13 protein-coding genes are annotated in these 17,658 nt (G+C 61.3%); 11 read left to right on the top strand and 2 right to left on the bottom strand.

Annotated features, from left to right (window positions below):
* Positions 1 to 37 precede the first annotated feature (37 nt).
* The 10 genes from HKK55_RS26210 to HKK55_RS26255 all read left to right on the top strand — a co-directional run bounded on the left by HKK55_RS26210 (position 38) and on the right by HKK55_RS26255 (position 12,732).
* Positions 38 to 2,194, top strand: coding sequence for a type I secretion system permease/ATPase (locus HKK55_RS26210; protein ID WP_169357259.1), 2,157 nt, complete (start codon positions 38 to 40; stop codon positions 2,192 to 2,194).
* Entirely contained in the window at positions 2,184 to 3,545 is a 1,362-nt protein-coding gene (locus HKK55_RS26215) for an HlyD family type I secretion periplasmic adaptor subunit (RefSeq protein WP_169357260.1), read from the top strand. Before HKK55_RS26210 ends, HKK55_RS26215 begins: the two co-directional genes overlap by 11 nt.
* 264 nt (positions 3,546 to 3,809) lie before the next feature.
* Positions 3,810 to 4,703, top strand: a complete 894-nt coding sequence (locus HKK55_RS26220; protein WP_169357261.1) for a TauD/TfdA family dioxygenase — start codon at positions 3,810 to 3,812, stop codon at positions 4,701 to 4,703.
* Between the two features lie 14 nt (positions 4,704 to 4,717).
* A complete protein-coding gene (locus HKK55_RS26225) occupies positions 4,718 to 5,743 on the top strand; it encodes an ABC transporter substrate-binding protein (RefSeq protein WP_169357262.1) in 1,026 nt (341 codons plus the stop codon).
* Position 5,744: 1 nt separating this feature from the next.
* The gene (locus HKK55_RS26230; RefSeq protein WP_169357263.1) at positions 5,745 to 6,596 is read left to right on the top strand and encodes an ABC transporter ATP-binding protein; all 852 of its coding nucleotides are present in this window, start codon (positions 5,745 to 5,747) and stop codon (positions 6,594 to 6,596) included.
* Between the two features lie 12 nt (positions 6,597 to 6,608).
* Positions 6,609 to 7,457 carry an ABC transporter permease gene (locus HKK55_RS26235; RefSeq protein WP_169357264.1) on the top strand — a complete coding sequence of 283 codons (849 nt, stop codon included), beginning with the start codon at positions 6,609 to 6,611 and terminating at the stop codon, positions 7,455 to 7,457.
* A 62-nt stretch (positions 7,458 to 7,519) separates the two neighbouring features.
* Positions 7,520 to 8,446, top strand: a complete 927-nt coding sequence (locus tag HKK55_RS26240) for a LysR family transcriptional regulator (protein ID WP_155586238.1) — start codon at positions 7,520 to 7,522, stop codon at positions 8,444 to 8,446.
* A 221-nt stretch (positions 8,447 to 8,667) separates the two neighbouring features.
* Entirely contained in the window at positions 8,668 to 10,203 is a 1,536-nt protein-coding gene (locus tag HKK55_RS26245; RefSeq protein ID WP_169357265.1) for an MFS transporter, read from the top strand.
* A 25-nt stretch (positions 10,204 to 10,228) separates the two neighbouring features.
* Entirely contained in the window at positions 10,229 to 11,287 is a 1,059-nt protein-coding gene (locus tag HKK55_RS26250) for an HlyD family secretion protein (RefSeq protein WP_169357266.1), read from the top strand.
* Entirely contained in the window at positions 11,284 to 12,732 is a 1,449-nt protein-coding gene (locus tag HKK55_RS26255) for an efflux transporter outer membrane subunit (protein WP_169357267.1), read from the top strand. Before HKK55_RS26250 ends, HKK55_RS26255 begins: the two co-directional genes overlap by 4 nt.
* 189 nt (positions 12,733 to 12,921) lie before the next feature.
* Here the strand turns inward: HKK55_RS26255 and HKK55_RS26260 are convergent, their stop codons facing one another.
* Both HKK55_RS26260 and HKK55_RS26265 read right to left on the bottom strand, forming a co-directional pair.
* Positions 12,922 to 13,623, bottom strand: a complete 702-nt coding sequence (locus HKK55_RS26260; protein WP_169357268.1) for a DUF3142 domain-containing protein — start codon at positions 13,621 to 13,623, stop codon at positions 12,922 to 12,924.
* 3 nt (positions 13,624 to 13,626) lie between these two features.
* Positions 13,627 to 15,789 (bottom strand): outer membrane assembly lipoprotein YfiO, encoded by a 2,163-nt coding sequence (locus HKK55_RS26265; RefSeq protein WP_169357269.1) that lies wholly within the window; start codon positions 15,787 to 15,789, stop codon positions 13,627 to 13,629.
* Between the two features lie 255 nt (positions 15,790 to 16,044).
* Between HKK55_RS26265 and HKK55_RS26270 the strand changes: the two genes are divergently transcribed.
* Complete coding sequence (locus HKK55_RS26270; protein WP_169357270.1) at positions 16,045 to 17,658, top strand: glycosyltransferase family 39 protein; 1,614 nt, start codon at positions 16,045 to 16,047, stop codon at positions 17,656 to 17,658.

Below are 17,658 nucleotides of genomic sequence, written 5' to 3' on the forward strand. Positions count from 1 at the left end.
TTCCTTATAGACCCATCAGTTAGTCGAGAGTACCCGCGTGGAATCCGAAGTCGGTCGAGTTAATCTCAGTCATGATCCACGCACGCTGCACGACGACCCGTTACTCGACGGGTTGTTAGCGCTCTGTGCCCTGCACCAGAAGACTGCCAGCGCGGCAATGCTGACCACCGGTCTGCCATTGCCGTCGCAGCGCCTGAGTGCTGACTTGCTGGCCCGAGCGGCTGCCCGGGCCGGTTTGCAGGGACGTTTGCTGCAGCGCAAGCTTGATTCGATTCCCGCCATTGCCATGCCGGCGCTGCTGTTGCTCAAGGACGGCCGTAGTGCCGTGCTGCTCGGTTGGCAGGGTGAAGATGAAGCTCAGGTACTGCTCAGCGAAAGCGACGGTGGCGAAACCATCGTCAAGCGCGAAGCATTGGCCGAGGACTACATCGGCAAAGTGTTCTTCGCCCAACCCCAACACAAGTTCGACGTCAGCCACGGCACCCTGATTCCCCGGGCCCGCTCCTGGTTTCGCGACACCCTCAAGCGTTCGCGCTGGCTCTACGCCGACGCCATCGCCGCCAGTTTCCTGATCAACATCATCGCCATGGCCGCGCCATTGTTCGTGATGAACGTCTACGACCGCGTAGTGCCGAACCAGGCCACCGCCACTCTGTGGGTGCTGGCCACCGGCATCATCATCGCCTACATCTTCGACCTGATCCTCAAGAGCCTGCGCAGTCTGTGCCTGGATTTGGCCGGCAAGAAAACCGACCTGATTATCTCGGCCACGCTGTTTGAGCGGATTGTCGGCATGTCGATGAAGTACCGCCCGGCGCGGGTCGGCAGCTTTGCCCAGAACATCCACGAATTTCAGAGCCTGCGGGACTTCCTCGCATCTCTGACCCTGACCAGCCTGATCGACCTGCCGTTCACCCTGCTGATTTTCCTGGTGATCGCCATGCTTGGCGGGCATCTGGTGTGGATCCCGATGTTGGCCTTCCCGATTGCCCTGGGCATCGGCTACCTGCTGCAAAAGCCGCTGGTCGCGACCATGGAGCGCACCATGGCCCTGGCCTCCGAGCGCCAGTCGAGCCTGATTGAAACCCTGGCCGGGCTGGACGCGGTCAAGGTCAACAACGCTGAAAGCGAACGCCAATACCAGTGGGAACAAACCATTGGCACCCTCAGCCGCCTTGAGCTGCGGGTGAAAATGCTCTCTGGCCTGTCGATGAACATCACCCTGCTGCTCCAGCAATTGGCGGGTGTGATCATGATCGTTTTCGGGGTCTACCAGATTATTGGCGGTAACCTCAGCATGGGCGGCCTGATTGCCTGCTACATGCTCAGCGGTCGCGCCCTCAGCCCGTTGGCCTCGTTGTCGGGCCTGATGACCCGCTACCAGCAAGCCAAGGTCACCATGGTCTCCACTGACCAGATGATGGAGCTGCCCCAGGAGCGCAACTTCGACGAACGTCCCCTGAGCCGCCGCACCCTGCAGGGCGCCATCGAATGCCGGGGTATGAACTTTACCTACCCCAACCAGCAGAACATGGCGCTCAAGAACATCAACCTGATCATCAAACCCGGGGAGAAGATCGGCATCATCGGCCGCAGCGGCTCGGGTAAAAGCTCCCTGGCCAAGCTGATCGTTGGGCTCTACCAACCCGACTCCGGCGCCTTGTTGGTGGACGGTGTGGACATCCGCCAGATTGACGTCAGCGAACTGCGCCACAACGTTGGCTACGTGCCGCAAGACATCCAACTGCTGGCTGGCACCCTGCGCGATAACCTGGTCTCCGGCGCCCGTTACGTCGAAGACGAACTGGTGCTGCAAGCCGCCGAGCTGGCGGGTGTTCACGAATTTGCCCGCCTGCATCCCCAGGGTTACGAATTGCAAGTGGGTGAGCGTGGCCAAAACCTCTCCGGTGGCCAGCGGCAAAACGTCGCCCTGGCCCGTGCCCTGTTGCTCAACCCGCCCATCCTGCTGCTGGATGAACCCACCAGCGCCATGGACAACACCGGTGAAGAGCGCCTCAAGCAGCGCCTGCAATCGGTGATAGAGAACAAGACCGTGGTACTGGTGACGCACCGGGCGTCGTTGCTGTCGCTGGTGGACCGTTTGTTGGTGATCGACCGTGGGCAAATCCTCGCGGATGGCCCGAAAGCGGTAGTGATGGAAGCGTTGAAGAAGGGGCAGATCAGTGTTGCGTAAATTCAAGGACGCGGTCCGTCGCTATTTCATCGGCTCCGACTCGCTGGACGGCCAGCCACTGCCTGAGGTCAAGAAGGCCCTGATCGAAGATGCCCCCCGCGTGGTGCGTCTGACCATCTGGGGCATCATCGGCTTTTTCCTGTGCATGCTGCTGTGGTCCGGGTTTGCCAAGATCGATGAAGTGACCCGGGGCGATGGCAAGGCCATTCCTTCTTCCAAACTGCAGAAAATCCAGAACCTGGAAGGCGGCATCGTTGCCGAGTTGTACGTCAAGGAAGGGCAGATCGTTAACGCGGGCGCGCCGCTGATTCGCCTCGACGACACCCGGTTTGTGTCCAACGCCGGGGAAACCGAAGCCCAGCGCCTGTCCCTGCTGCTGCGCATCGAGCGCTTGAGTGCCCAGGTCGAAGACCGGCCGCTGAACATCCCCGAGGACGTGCGTACTGCCGCGCCGAGCCAGGCCATCAGCGAGCAATCGCTGTACGAAAGCCGTCGCCAGCAGTTCAAGGACGAAATCGGTGGTTTGCAGGAACAACTGACACAGCGCCAACAGGAACTGCGTGAGTACTCCTCCAAGCAGAGCCAATACCGCAACCAGTTGTCGTTGCAGCGCCAGGAAATCAACATGTCCGAGCCGCTGGTCGCCCAGGGTGCGGTGTCGCCGGTAGAAGTGCTGCGCCTCAAACGCGCGGAAATGGAAACCCGTGGTCAAATGGACGCCACCACCCTGGCGATCCCCCGTGCCGATTCGGCGATCAAGGAAGTGCAGCGTAAGATCGACGAGACGCGCGGCAAGTATCGCAGTGAAGCCCTGACACAACTCAACGAAGCCCGCACCGACCTGAACAAGGCCCAGGCCACCGGCAAAGCCCTGGAAGATCGGGTCAGTCGGACCCTGGTCACCTCGCCGGTGCGTGGGATCGTCAAGCAACTGCTGGTCAACACCATCGGTGGCGTGATCCAGCCGGGCAGCGACATGGTGGAAATCGTGCCGTTGGACGACACCCTGTTGGTGGAAGCCAAGATCCGCCCGCAAGACATTGCCTTCCTGCACCCTGGGCAGGAAGCGGTGGTCAAGTTCACGGCCTATGACTACACCATTTACGGTGGCCTGAAAGCCAAGCTGGAACGCATCGGTGCCGACACCATCACCGACGAAGACAAGAAAACCACCTACTACATGATCACCCTGCGCACCGATAGAAGCCATCTGGGTACAGACGAGAAGCCGCTGCTGATCATCCCGGGCATGGTGGCGTCGGTGGACATCATCACCGGCAAGAAAACCATCCTCAGCTACCTGCTCAAGCCGATCATCAAGGCCCGGGCCGAGGCATTGCACGAGCGCTAAAGTCCTCTGGTGAGCAGGCCTGTTGTGGCGAGCGGGCTTGCCCGCGTTGGGCTGCGAAGCGGCCCAGTAAGGCGCCGCGCTCGCTCAGGCAGACTGTATATCGGCAGCTTTAGGGCCGCTTCGCGCCCCAACGCGGGCAAGCCCGCTCGCCACAAGGGTCTCTGAACATTTGGCCAAAGCGCCATATGGATATTCATTAACGGTATTTAAAATGCCGTTCTTATATCTATAAAGTCACTCTCCTGACCGCCCGGGAGTGATTTCATGTCCGCCACCTCTGTTGCCCCAACCACCACCCACGCCGCACAAGCCTTCGACATCCGCCCATTCCCCGGCAGCGTCGGCGCCGAGATCATTGGCCTGGACCTGTCCCGCCCGGTCAATGACCAGGACTTCGCCCGCATCCATCGCGCGCACCTGGACCACCACGTCGTGGTGTTCCGAGACCAACGCATCACCCCCGATCAACAGATCGCCTTCAGTCGCCGCTTCGGCGTGCTGCAAATTCATGTACTCAAACAGTTCCTGCTGGCCAACCACCCGGAAATCCTGATCGTCTCCAACATCATCGAAAACGGCCAATCCATCGGCCTGGGAGACGCGGGCAAGTTCTGGCATTCGGACCTGTCCTATAAGGAGCTGCCGAGCCTGGGCTCCATGCTCCACGCCCAAGAGCTGCCGTCCGAAGGTGGCGATACCTTGTTCGCCGACATGCACAAAGCCTGGGACCAACTGCCCGAGCACCTGCGCAAGGCAGTGGAGGGTCGCAACGCCGCTCACTCCTACACGGCGCGCTACAGCGAGACCAAATTCGAAGGCAACTGGCGCCCGACCCTGACACCTGAGCAACTGGCTCAAGTGGCTGAAGTGGTGCATCCGGTCGTGCGCACCCACCCGGAAAACGGCCGCAAGGCCTTGTTCGTCAGCGAAGGCTTCACCACGCGCATCGTCGGCCTACCGGAAGACGAAAGCCGCGACCTGCTGGCCCAGCTCTATGCCCACAGCGTGCTGCCGGAAAACATCTACCGCCACCAATGGCAGCCCCACGACCTGGTGTTCTGGGACAACCGTTCGCTGGTTCACCTGGCCGCCGGCTGCCCGAGCGATCTGCGCCGCAAGTTGTACCGCACCACCATCCAGGGCGACGCGCCTTTCTGAACCGGAGCACGACCATGTCCAAGAAAATCCCATTCGCACGGCTGGCTGCCACCCTCGGCTTGGGTGTCAGCCTGTTGGCCGGCAGCCTGATCGCACCGGCCGCCGCCCAGGCTGAAGGTGAGATTCGCATCGCTGAGCAGTTCGGCATCGTCTACTTGCTGCTCAACGTGGTGCGCGATCAGAACCTGATCGAGAAGTACGGCAAACAGGAAGGTATCGACATCAAGGTCGACTGGACCCAGCTGTCCGGTGGGGCCGCGGTCAACGACGCACTGCTCTCCGGCTCCATTGACATCGCCGGTGCCGGCGTCGGGCCGCTGTTGACCATCTGGGATCGCACCCATGGCAAGCAAAACGTCAAGGCCGTGGCGTCCCTGGGCAACTTCCCTTATTACCTGGTGAGTAACAATCCCAAGGTCAAAACCATCGCAGACTTCACCGAAAAAGACCGCATTGCCGTACCGGCCGTTGGCGTTTCCGTGCAGTCGCGTTTCCTGCAATACGCCGCTGCCAAACAGTGGGGCGACAAGGAGTTCAATCGCCTGGACAAGTACACGGTCGCTGTTCCGCACCCGGACGCCACCGCTGCGCTGATTGCCGGCGGCACCGAACTGACCGGGCATTTCTCCAACCCGCCGTTCCAGGAGCAGGCGCTGACCAACCCTAATGTGCATGTGGTCCTGAACTCTTACGACGTCCTTGGCCCGAACTCGCCGACGGTGCTGTTCGCCACCGAAAAATTCCGCAACGACAACCCGAAAACCTACAAAGCCTTCATCGAGGCCCTGACCGAAGCCGCGCAGTTCGCCCAGAACGACAAAGGTGCCGCCGCCGACACCTACATCCGCGTGACCAAGGCCAAGATCGACCGCGCCGAGCTGCTGAAAATCATTGATAACCCGCAATTTGAGTTCAGCGTCACGCCGAAAAATACTTACCCGTTGGCGGAGTTCCTCTACCGCGTGGGTGCGATCAAGAACAAACCTGAATCGTGGAAGGATTACTTCTTCCAGGATGCCAAACCGTTGCAAGGGAGCTGAGATGAACGCACCCTTGCAAGGCCACACGGCCAGCAACCTGAGTACCACCGATGCGCTGCTGTCGGTGGACCATGTCAGCCTTGAATACCGCACCCCCGAGCGAGTGGTGCGGGCCACTCACCAAGTCAGTTTCGAGATCGACCCGGCCGACCGTTTTGTGCTGCTGGGGCCGTCGGGCTGCGGTAAATCTACGCTGCTCAAGTCTGTCGCCGGCTTTATCAAGCCCTGCGAAGGCGAGATCCGTTTGCTGGGGCAAAAGGTCGAGCAACCGGGCCCGGATCGCATCGTGGTGTTCCAGGAATTCGACCAGTTGCCGCCGTGGAAAACCGTTAAGCAGAACGTCATGTTCCCGCTGCTGGCCTCCAAAACCCTCAAGCGTCGCGAAGCCGAGGAGCGGGCGCTGCACTACCTGGAAAAAGTCGGCCTCACGGCGTTCGCCGATGCTTATCCGCATACCCTTTCCGGTGGCATGAAAGCGCGCGTGGCAATTGCCCGAGCCTTGGCCATGCAACCGAAAATCCTGCTGATGGACGAACCCTTCGCCGCCCTCGATGCTTTGACGCGACGCAAGATGCAGGAAGAATTGCTGCTGCTCTGGGAAGAGGTGCGTTTCACCCTGTTGTTCGTGACCCACTCCATCGAAGAAGCGCTGGTGGTGGGCAATCGCATCCTGTTGCTGTCGCCTCATCCGGGGCGGGTACGAGCGGAAATCCACAGCCATCAATACGACCTGCATAGCCTCGGCGGTGTGGAGTTCCAGGCATCGGCGCGGCGCATTCATCGGCTGTTGTTTGATGAAGCACCTGAAGCTGAAACCGAATTGGGTTTTGCCGATATCCGTATCGCTTATTGAAGGGCTGTCATCATGCGTCAGGAATATGAAATCACCCTCGAACCGCTGCCCGGCGTTCGCGTAGAACGCGAGTTGCCGTTGCGCCAGCGCCTGTGGCAACAAGGCTGGCTGCGCAAAAGCCTGATCCTGATCGTGCTCGCCATTCTTTGGGAAGCGGCGGCGCGTTATCAGAACAACGACCTGCTATTGCCGAGCTTCTTGCAGACCTTCCACGCCTTCTACGACGGCATCGCCAGTGGCGAGTTGTTGAGTAAGGTGAGTATCTCGCTGGTGGTGCTGCTCAAGGGCTACTTGATCGGAATTGTCTTGGCGTTTGCCCTGACCACGCTGGCCGTGTCGACTCAGTTGGGGCGCGACCTGCTGAGCACGTTGACCTCGATGTTTAACCCACTGCCGGCCATTGCCTTGTTGCCTCTGGCGTTGCTGTGGTTTGGCCTGGGGCAGAACAGCCTGATTTTCGTGCTGGTGCATTCGGTGCTGTGGGCCTTGGCCCTTAACACGTATTCGGGGTTCCTAGGCGTCTCGGAAACCCTGCGCATGGCCGGGCGCAATTACGGCCTCAAGGGCATGCGCTTTGTGCTGTTCATCCTGATCCCGGCGGCGCTGCCGTCGATCCTCGCGGGGCTGAAGATTGGATGGGCGTTTGCCTGGCGTACGCTGATCGCTGCCGAACTGGTATTCGGCGCCACCAGCGGCAAGGGCGGGTTGGGTTGGTACATCTTCCAGAACCGTAATGAGCTGTACACCGACAAGGTGTTTGCTGGGTTGGCGGTGGTGATCCTGATTGGCTTGCTGGTGGAAAACCTGGTGTTTGACACTTTGGAGCGGGTCACTGTGAAGCGTTGGGGCATGCAGCGCTGAAGTCGGTTGAATGCTGCTACGATTGCACTCAGTTCACTCCCGACTGATCACGAGTGCTTGGCATGCAACTACCGGACATGAACCTGCTGGTCGCCCTCGACGCCTTGCTCGATGAAGGCAGCGTGGTGGGCGCCGCACGGCGGATGAACCTCAGCCCGGCGGCCATGAGCCGTACCCTTACGCGAATCCGCGAGGCGGTGGGCGATCCGATCCTGGTGCGTGCCGGTCGCGGCCTGGTGCCGACGCCCAAGGCCCTGGAGTTGCAGGACCAGGTGCGCAACGTGGTGGAACAGGCCGCGTTGTTGTTCCGCTCGGCGGACCAGGTGGACTTGAGCACCTTGCGCCGACGGTTCAGCGTGCGGGCCAATGACTTTTTCGTCGGGGTCTATGGCGGTCGGCTGTTCGACACCATGGAGCGTATGGCGCCGCTGTGTGAGCTGCGCTTCGTGCCGGAAGGCGACAGCGACGATGAAGCGCTGCGTGAAGGCCGGCTGGACCTGCGGGTGGGCAATACCATGCCGATCACCCCGGAAGTGAAGGTGCAAAACCTGTTCTCCACCACCTTTGTCGGCCTGGCGCGGGAAGGGCATCCACTGTTCGATGAGGAAATTACTGCGGCGCGGTTTGCCAGTTATTCGCACATCAGCATCTCCCGTCGTGGTATTGCCCGTGGCCCCATCGACACAGCCCTCAACGCCCAGGGCCTGGAGCGTCGGGTAGCGATGATCGCCCCGGGTTTTCACGGCGCGATGTTCATGTTGCCCGACTCTGACCTGATCCTGCCGGTGCCCAAGGAAGCGCTGTACAGCGCCAATCGCCTGAACTTGCCACTGCGGGCCTTCACCTTGCCGATTTCCCTGCCGACCCTGGTATTGACCCAGGCCTGGCACCCACGTTTTGACAAAGATCCGGCGCATAAATGGTTGCGGGAAACCATGCGCGAGTGCTGTGAAGCCACATGGCGCGAAGCGCAACCTGCCCAGATTTGAAGTGGGCACGGTCAATGTGGGAGCTGGCTTGCCTGCGATAGCATCGCCCCGGTATGACTGAGAGATTGAGTCGTCTGCATCGCGGCAAGCCCGGCTCCCACAAGGTCTTGGTGTGTTCTAATAGTTGCGTCTGGCGCACTTATAACCTTCCAATAAGTCAGTTTTCGTCATGTCTATGCCTTATTAAACTGCTCGGGTATTTCTTATTCCGAGTTGTATTCATGACTTCCCTCGCTGCCCCCGCACCCCTGGCCGCAGCCAAACCCACCGCCATCGCGCCGCCCGCTTTCGGCCCCCGCATCATCATTGGCCTGGTCGGCGTGTTGCTGGCGGTGCTAGTTTGCGGGCTCAACGAGATGGTGACCAAGGTCGCCCTCGCTGACATTCGCGGTGCGCTGTACATCGGTTTTGACGAAGGCACCTGGCTGGTGGCCGCGTACACCGCCACCTCCGTCTCGGCCATGGCGTTTGCGCCGTGGTGTTCGGTGACCTTTTCCCTACGCCGTTTCACGCTGTGGGCGATCGGTGTGTTCACCGTGCTTGGCGTGCTGTGCCCGTTTGCGCCGAACTACGAAAGCCTGCTGATTCTGCGTACGGTGCAAGGCCTGGCCGGTGGGGCCTTACCGCCGATGCTGATGACCGTGGCCCTGCGTTTCCTGCCGGCCAACGTCAAACTCTATGGCCTGGCCGGTTACGCACTGACCGCCACCTTCGGCCCGAGCCTCGGCACACCGCTGGCGGCGTTGTGGACCGAATACGTCGGCTGGCAATGGGCGTTCTGGCAGATTGTCGCGCCGTGCCTGCTGGCCATGGCCGCCGTGGCCTACGGCCTGCCTCAGGACCCGCTGCGTCTTGAGCGTCTCAAGCAGTTCAACTGGCGCGGCCTGCTGCTGGGTTTCCCGGCGATCTGCATGCTGGTGATCGGCCTGTTGCAGGGCAATCGCTTGGACTGGTTCGAATCGACGCTTATCACCTCGCTGCTGTGTGGCGGGATGCTGTTGTTGGTGCTGTTCATGATCAACGAATGGTCGCACCCGATGCCGTTTTTCAAGTTGCAGATGCTCGGCATCCGCAACCTGGCATTCGCGTTGATTGTCTTGGCCGGCGTGCTGATTGTGCTGCTGGCAGTGATCATCATTCCGTCCAGTTACCTGGCCCAGGTCCAGGGTTATCGACCGCTGCAAACCGCGCCGGTGATGCTGATCATGGCGCTGCCGCAGTTGATCGCACTGCCGTTGGTGGCGGCGCTGTGCAACCTGCGCTGGGTGGATTGCCGCTGGGTATTGGGGATTGGCCTGAGCATGTTGATCCTGTCTTGCCTCGGCGGGGCGCAACTGACCTCGGCCTGGACCCGCGATGATTTCTATGCCCTGCAACTGCTGCAGATCTTTGGGCAGCCTATGGCGGTGCTACCGCTGTTGATGCTCTCCACCGGCAGTATCACCCCGGCGGACGGGCCATTCGCCTCGGCCTGGTTCAACACCGTCAAGGGGCTGGCCGCCGTGGTTGCCACTGGAGTGATCGACGCGCTGACCACTCACCGCCTGCATTTCCACTCAACCATGCTGGTGGACAGCCTGGGCAACTCGCCCCTGGCCGACAGCGACCCGGCGGGGCTGGCCCATCGGCTGCACGAGCAAGCCGTGGTGCTCACGTCTTCGGATCTCTACTACGTCATGGCCGGTGTCGCGGTGGCGTTGATTCTGCTGATTTTCTGGATGCCGACGCGGATCTACCCGCCCCGGGCGCCGACCTGATTGCTTATTGAGACAAGGGATTTTTATGAAACGCAAAGACAAAATCGCCGTGACTGTCATCGCCGTCTTCGCTGTTGGCGTGTTGGTTTACCTGCTGGCGCCAGGCGTTTTTGGCAGCAAGCGCCAGACCACCAACGACGCGTTCGTCGCCGCCGACTACACCTTGGTGGCGCCACGGGTGGCCGGGTTTATCAAAGAAGTGCTGGTGGAAGACAACCAACGGGTCAAGGCCGGGCAATTGTTGGCGCTGATCGATGACCGTGACTTCCGCGCCGCCGCCCAGGCGGCCGACGCTGACACCCTGGTGGCTCAGGCCCAACTGAAAAACGCCACGGCCACCCTGGAGCGCCAGAGCTCGGTGATCGCCCAGGCCCAGGCCACGGTGGCGGCGGATCGTGCCGAAGTGGCGTTTGCCGAACATGAACTGAACCGCTACAACCACCTTGCCGGTGTTGGCGCCGGCACGGTGCAGAATGCCCAGCAGGCCAAGACCCGTATTGATCAGGCCACCGCGCGCCTGGCCAACGCCACGGCGGTATTGGCCGCCGAGCGCAAGCAAGTGGAAATCCTCACCGCCCAGCGCGATGCAGCCGAAGGTGGCCTCAAACGGGCCCAGGCCGCGTTGGAGATGGCCAGCTATCAACTGTCCTATACGCGCATCGTCGCCCCGGTGGATGGCATGGTCGGCGAGCGTGCTGTGCGGGTCGGCGCCTACGTGACACCGGGCAGCAAGATCCTCGCTGTGGTGCCGCTGGCCGAGGCGTATGTGGTGGCCAATTTCCAGGAAACTCAACTCTCCCACATGCACGCAGGCCAAGCGGTGGAAGTGTGGGTCGACAGCCTTGACGGTGAAGTACTCAACGGCCATCTGGAAAGCCTGGCGCCCGCCACCGGCGTGACTTTCGCCTCGGTCAAACCGGACAATGCCACCGGCAACTTCACCAAGGTGGTACAACGCATTCCGGTGAAAATCATCCTGGAGCCCGGTCAAGCCCTGACCGAGCGCCTGCGGGTCGGCATGTCGGTGGAAGCCAGCGTCAACACCCAGCCCGCGGCCCAGCCGCGCGAGGTGGCCCAACAATGAGACGGATAGCCTGGTTCACCCTGAGCATGATCAGCCTGAGTGCCTGCACCGTCGGCCCGGATTTTCAGCGCCCGCAAGGCCCGGCAGTGTCGCAATGGACCGAGCCCCAGGGCCGTCAGGCGGCCAGTCACGCGGACACCGGCGCACTCGAAGAGCGCTGGTGGGAAGTGTTCCACGACGAGCAACTGTCCGCCCTCACACGCCGCGCACTGACCGATAACCTCGACCTGAAACTGGCCAGCAGCCGCTTGCAGCAAAGCCGTGCCATGCGTCAGGTGATCACCTCCGAGCGTTATCCGAACGTGAATGCCAACGGCGATTACATGCGCCAACGCAACAGCGCTGACGGCTTGAGCGACCCGTCCGGGAAGAATGGCCGTTCGGCTTTCAACCTCTGGGATGTCGGCTTTTCCGCTGCCTGGGAGCTGGATTTCTGGGGCCGGGTAAAACGCGAAACCGAAGCCGCCGACGCCACCCTGCAAGTGGCCGAAAACGATCGCCGCGCCGTGCTGTTATCGGTGCTTGCAGAAACCGCCCAGGACTACATCCAGTTGCGTGGCGTGCAAAACACCCGCGCCGTTACCGAGCAAAACCTCGACGTCGCCCGCCATAGCCTTAAGCTGTCGCAATTGCGCCTGGCCGACGGTGTCGCCACCGACCTCGACGTGGCAGAAGCCGCTGCTCAGGTCGCCGCCATCGAGGCGCGGTTGCCGGACTTGCAGCAACGCCAGGACCAGTTGATCAACGCCTTGAGCCTGTTGATGGGCGAACCGCCGCAAGCTTTGTACGTGCAGTTGTCCAAAGACGCCGCCGTGCCACAGACCCAGCGCCAGGTAGCCATCGGCCTGCCGTCGCAACTGGCCGAGCGCCGTCCCGACATCCGTCAGGCCGAGGCTCGGCTGCATGCTGCGACGGCCAATATAGGCGTGGCCAAGGGCGATTTTTACCCGCGTATCACCTTATCCGGCAGTCTCGGTTCTCAGGCTATGCAGCTTTCGGATTTAGGCTCGTGGGGTTCTCGCTCATTCGCCTTCGGCCCGCAATTCAGCCTGCCGATTTTCAAAGGCGGTCGCCTCAAGGGCATGCTCGATTTGCGCGAAGCCCAGCAACAGGAAGCGGCCCTGGCCTACCAGCAAACCGTGTTGCGCGCCTGGCACGAGATCGACGATCAACTGACCCGCTACAACGCCAGCCAACTGCGCCGTGACAGCCTTGCCGAAGCGGTGCGCCAGAACCAGATCGCCCTCACCACGGCCCAGCATCAGTACGTCGAAGGCGTGGCGGATTTCGTCAACGTGCTCACGGTGCAAAGTGCGTTGCTGGCGACGCAGGAGCAGTGGGTCGAAAGCTCCACCGGGGTGTCTCTGGCGATGGTCGGTTTGTATAAGGCGTTGGGCGGAGGGTGGGAGTCGGTGTACCCGGTGCAGACGGCGCGCGCTGACTGAGAGTGGCTATGGACTCTAGGAAAGATGATTTCTAATGCGCGAGCGCGATTTTCTGTAGCCGCTGCCGAGGTACGAGGCTGCGATGGGTTGCGCAGCGACCCTTGAGGGCGGTCCTGCGGACACGCATCGCAGCCTCGTGCCTCGGCAGCGGCTACAGGGATGGGCTCATAGCGTATGTCAAGCGTCGGGTCAGTTCTGCAAAAACACCACATAGCCCCGGAACCACTCATTCCCCTTCAAATACGCCGGTTCTTGCCACTCTCCACCCTGAATCAAGCCAATCTTGAACGGCACCCCCAACCGATTCATTCGCGGTAAATACGCCGCATAGTCCGGGATGCTGTGGCGTCCTTGATAGGTCTGCACCACCACTTCATCGATCACCCCATTGAGTTGCGCGATGGATGCAGGATCGGCGTTGCTGCTCCAGTCCATCAGGCCGGTGATGCTCAGGCGCAGGTCCTTGGGCAGTCGCTGGCGCAGGTCACGCAGGAAGCCTGTGTATTCATGCAGGTATTGGGTGCGGGCGTCGAAGTCGATCTGGATGCCGACCACCGGGTTGCCTGCGTCCCGCCAGCGTTGCACTTGCCCTAGCAGTTGGGTGTAGACCGATTCTGGCCAGTGCAAGGTGTGGGCGCGGTAGACGATCCACACTTCGCCTTGGGTCAGGCGCGGCACGCTCATGCCTTGGGCGATGAATTGCACGCCGCGTTGGGGCGCGCGGCGGGTGGAGTTGATCTGGCCTTGCAGGATGTACAGGGTTTTTGCCTGCTTGAGCACCGGCTGTGGAGCGACGCCGCTCCACAGCCAGAAGGCGTCATAGTCACCGGCATCCACGGCGCCGAAGGCCGGGCTTGCCAGCAAGAGCAAGGCCAGCCAGAAGACTTTCACGGCTTACCAGTAATACTGCAGCGACTGGCCCCATTGGGTATCGGCGAACTTGGTTTTCAACTGGCGGAACCAGCCTTTGCGCTCGCTCTTGTCGACGTCTTCGCCGCCGCAACTGTTGTAGCCGGCCGGTCCATAGCAGTTGATGGCGCGAAACAGCGCGTAAGCCTTGTCGTTATGAGGCGCTTTGGCGTTGTTGATGACCTGCGTGTAGCCGTCGAGTCGCGAGAACGTTTCGCCCTTGAAGTCCGACGCGGTACTGCCCAGGCTGCCGGTGGAACGCACCAGCTCCAGGGGCATGCCGTCCAGGCCATTGCGCAGGATGAACTCACCGAAGCAGTTCAGGCCTTGAGGGTTTTTCGGGTTGTTTTGCAGGGTGCTGGCGGTTTGCGCGATGCTCGGACAGGCGTAGCCGGATTCGCTTTTCTCGCCGTTCCACTGGAACAGTTGCAGGGGCTTGCCACCGGAGTAGACGTAACCCAGGCTGGTACCGATCTTGTCCTCGGGGGCCGGGGAGGGCAGTTGCTTGAGGTCTTCGGCAAAGGTCGCGAACTGGCTGTGCAGCAGGTCTTTATAAAGCAGCACAAATTGGGCGGTCTGGCGCTCCACCGGGTCGCTGGCCTGGGCCATTTGCTGGCGCAGCAGTTCGGGGCCGGCGACGTTGCGCAGCAGGATATAGCGCACTTGTTTGGCACTGATGGGCGAATCGGTGGCGAACACCTTGGACAGTTGCCCGCTGCGCTCGTAATTCATCGCCAAGGCCAGTTCCAACTGGTCGCGTTGCAATGGTTGCTTGGCCAGCGGCAGCAGTTGCAGCCACAGGGCTTCGGCGCCTTTCCAGTCGTTCTTGGCTTCCAGGGCCAGGCCTCGCAGGGTTTGCTGGCTGAACGCAAAGTAATCGAGGGTTGACGGCACGTCCTGCGGCAGCAGCTTCAAGGTGCTGTCGGGTTGATGCTCCACATACAGGGCAAATGCCGCCTGCACGTAGTCGTACAGTGCAGGTTCCTGGGCAAAGATCGATTTTTGCGCGTCAAGGGCTTCGCGGGTCAGCTTGGGCGGGTTGCCGGCACGCATCCACATCAGGTCGTTGAGGACCAGGATCAGCGGGTTCTTCACCGCCTCGGTAGTGCTCGTCAGCAGTTTGGTGTCGGCTTCTTCCACCAGTTCATCCAGGGACACGTTGCGCTGGGCGTCGTTGGCCTGGGTCAGTTGCCAGGTGAAGTCATCCGCCAGCTTGTCCGGGTTGGGGGCGAGCCAATGCACCCGGCGCAGCAGGCCACGGGCCGAGGTGGCGTATTCACCCTGTGGATAAGTTTTCAGGTAGTCATCGAAGCCTGTCTCGGCCAGTTGCAGCGCGGACTTATCCACATGCTCCAAAGACGGCGTGCCGTATTCATCGAAGGCGTTTTGCTGGGCGTTGTTCAGCGCGGTACGGGCGGTCATGTACAGCGCCGTTTCCTTGAGCCAGGGCAGGCTGCTGTCGGTCAGCGTTGCAAAGCCTTTTTGCGCTTCGGCAAAACGACCGCTGTAAAAGTCACCGGCGGCTTGCAGGTATGCCAGCAGCGCCTTGCCGTCTGCCGACTTCAACTGCTCGGCTTCGCCGGTTGCCATGCCGTCCCAGCTACAGGCGGTGAGCATCTGCACGCGTTGCTTGGCCAGCAGTTGGCGTTCGGCAGGCGGCATATCGGCTTTCACCACCTGGCTGATAAATGCAGCGGTGCTGTCATCGTTGTTGCTGCGGCAGCGGCTGCCTTCCCCGGCGAGAAAGGCGTCACCTGCCGCTTTGTCGTTGTCACGCGGGATGCCCAGCGAGGTGAGCATCTCGGCCAGTGAGGCGGTATCCGAGTCATCGGGCTCATCGGTGGGCTCATCCGCAGGGGAGGCGAGGCGATACACCGGAAATGGTACGGGGCCAAAGCCCTGGGCCAGGTCTTCTTCGCCCAAGTCGTTGGGAGCCAGCGGCGCGGCCTTCTTGTCGGCCAGCATGAGGCGCAGGTTGACCCGGCTGTCATTGCCCGGACTCAGGAAGGGCAGGTTGCTGCACACATCCAGGTTGTTGCGCGACACCCGCCAGTCGGGGTAGCACGAGTCGTCGGAACTGGCCTGGGCCTGGTGGGAAAGGCCGGCGAGCAGTGCCAGTGCCAAGGGTGACAGAAGACCGATGCGCATGAAGAGTCCTTGATCCTGAATCCATGGAAGTTCGCAAGCATAGCCTGAACCTACAAAAAGCAGCAGTGAGGGCCTGCGTAAAGTTCAGATTTTCCCGATAGGAAGTCAGTGATTTAACCCCGCAATCCCAGGTATCGTGCGCGGCTCGCACGTAGCGAAACAACAGGCGAATCGCGTGCTTTTGACCTAGAGTGGCGATTGTTCGCGCAAGCGCAGGTTTTGCCCTGGAAAAGGGGCAATGGTAGGGGAATAGAGGTGCGACGGACTGTGGTGGAACAAGACGACAAGGTCGGGGCATTTCCCGCATTCAATCGCCTGTCGGGTGCCTGGGAAGGGGCCGGCTGGATCAGCCGGTTATGGTGGGTGCCAATCCTGGCGCTGGCCATGATCCTGCGCTTCTATGGCCTGACTGCTTCGGCGGTCTGGGGCGACGAAGGTTCAAGCCTGCTGCTGAGCGAGTATGCCCCGGGCGACCTGTGGTTCCACGCGGCCCATGATGTGCACCCACCGCTGTATTTTTTCCTGCTGCGCGGCTGGATCGGCCTGTTTGGTGACGGGATTTTCGCCATTCGCAGCATGAGCGTGATCCCTGGTGTGGTTGCCGTGGGCCTGGGCATTTGGTTGACGCGCGTGATCGCCACCCGTCGCGCGGCCGTGCTGGCCGGGATCCTGCTGGCGTTGCTGCCCACAGCGGTTCGCTACAGCCAGGAAGTGCGGATGTACTCGTTGCTGGCGGTGTGGCTGCTGGCGGCCACCCTGGCGTTGGTCTATTGGGTCCGGCAGCCCGAACGGGCGCGGTATCTGGTGGCCTATGTGCTACTGATGACCGCCGGCTTCTACACCCACTATTTCACCGCCCTGTGCGTGCTGGTGCATTGGCTCTGGCTGGGGCTGCTGCGTTTGCCGCAGGCGTCGAACCTGCGGTTGATCACCCGTCCGGGCTGGTGGTGGGCCAACGTTGCGATTGTCTCGTTATACCTGCCTTGGCTGCCGAATCTGCTGGACCTGGTGCAGCACGTCGAACAGCTCAAGGTCGGCGGTGATATTGGCTGGGAAGACCCGGTCACCCTGTTCTCCGTGCCGGCGATGATCTGGCAGTTCCTGATTCAGGACGAGGGCGATAGCCTGTGGCGGCCACTGTTTGTCCTGGTGCCGGTGCTATTGATTGTGGTGGTGGGGATGACCGCGTGGCGTGACCAGAGCCGTTATCGGTTCGGCTGGTTACTGGCGCTGTTTTTTCTGTTGCCGATGCTGATGGTCTATGGCGTTTCGTTTATGTCCCCGGTGTTTATCGAGCGCTATCTCACCGTCTACGCCTTGGGCTTGCCCATCGTCGTGGCTTTGGCCGTGGATCGCCTTGGGGCACGCTTGCGCATCTTCGGTGCCGCACTGTTGGTGTTGTTTGTCGGGGTGGAATTGGTGGGGTTGAAGAGCAACTTCACCGTCGACGAGCACGATCAATTCAACGTCGCGGTGGAGTTCGTCAATCGTAACTACCAGGAGGACGACCGCATCGTCATCAGCGACATGCTCTGGTACTTGCCCTATGTGTATTACGACGAGACCGATGCCCAATTGCAGCTCTATACACCGCCGACGGCCCAGGGCAAGTCGACGCGGCCCAATGCCTATGGGTTTGGTACGTTGGTGGATCAGGACGGTGGCCGAATCTACCTCGACCGCCTGTCGGCGATCCCGCCACAGACTCAACGCGTCTGGCTGATCAGCAGCAGCGACGGGCCGGATGAGTTTGCACCGCTGCCCGACGGTTGGCGCCTGCTCAGCCAGCAGGACGGCGGTGGCGCCCGGGCGCGTTTATTCGTGCTCTGCCACGTGCCAGGGCCGTTGCCCAAGGAGGGCTGCGGTTAA

This window comes from Pseudomonas sp. ADAK18, from assembly GCF_012935695.1.
Taxonomy (GTDB): domain Bacteria; phylum Pseudomonadota; class Gammaproteobacteria; order Pseudomonadales; family Pseudomonadaceae; genus Aquipseudomonas.

Bases quoted from the DNA above. Each gene is read 5' to 3' on its own strand.
- HKK55_RS26265 (WP_169357269.1), bottom strand. From the start codon at position 15,789: ATGCGCATCGGTCTTCTGTCACCCTTGGCACTGGCACTGCTCGCCGGC.
- HKK55_RS26220 (WP_169357261.1), top strand. From the start codon at position 3,810: ATGTCCGCCACCTCTGTTGCCCCAACCACCACCCACGCCGCACAAGCC.
- HKK55_RS26230 (WP_169357263.1), top strand. From the start codon at position 5,745: ATGAACGCACCCTTGCAAGGCCACACGGCCAGCAACCTGAGTACCACC.
- HKK55_RS26245 (WP_169357265.1), top strand. From the start codon at position 8,668: ATGACTTCCCTCGCTGCCCCCGCACCCCTGGCCGCAGCCAAACCCACC.
- HKK55_RS26225 (WP_169357262.1), top strand. From the start codon at position 4,718: ATGTCCAAGAAAATCCCATTCGCACGGCTGGCTGCCACCCTCGGCTTG.
- HKK55_RS26235 (WP_169357264.1), top strand. From the start codon at position 6,609: ATGCGTCAGGAATATGAAATCACCCTCGAACCGCTGCCCGGCGTTCGC.
- HKK55_RS26255 (WP_169357267.1), top strand. From the start codon at position 11,284: ATGAGACGGATAGCCTGGTTCACCCTGAGCATGATCAGCCTGAGTGCC.
- HKK55_RS26250 (WP_169357266.1), top strand. From the start codon at position 10,229: ATGAAACGCAAAGACAAAATCGCCGTGACTGTCATCGCCGTCTTCGCT.
- HKK55_RS26240 (WP_155586238.1), top strand. From the start codon at position 7,520: ATGCAACTACCGGACATGAACCTGCTGGTCGCCCTCGACGCCTTGCTC.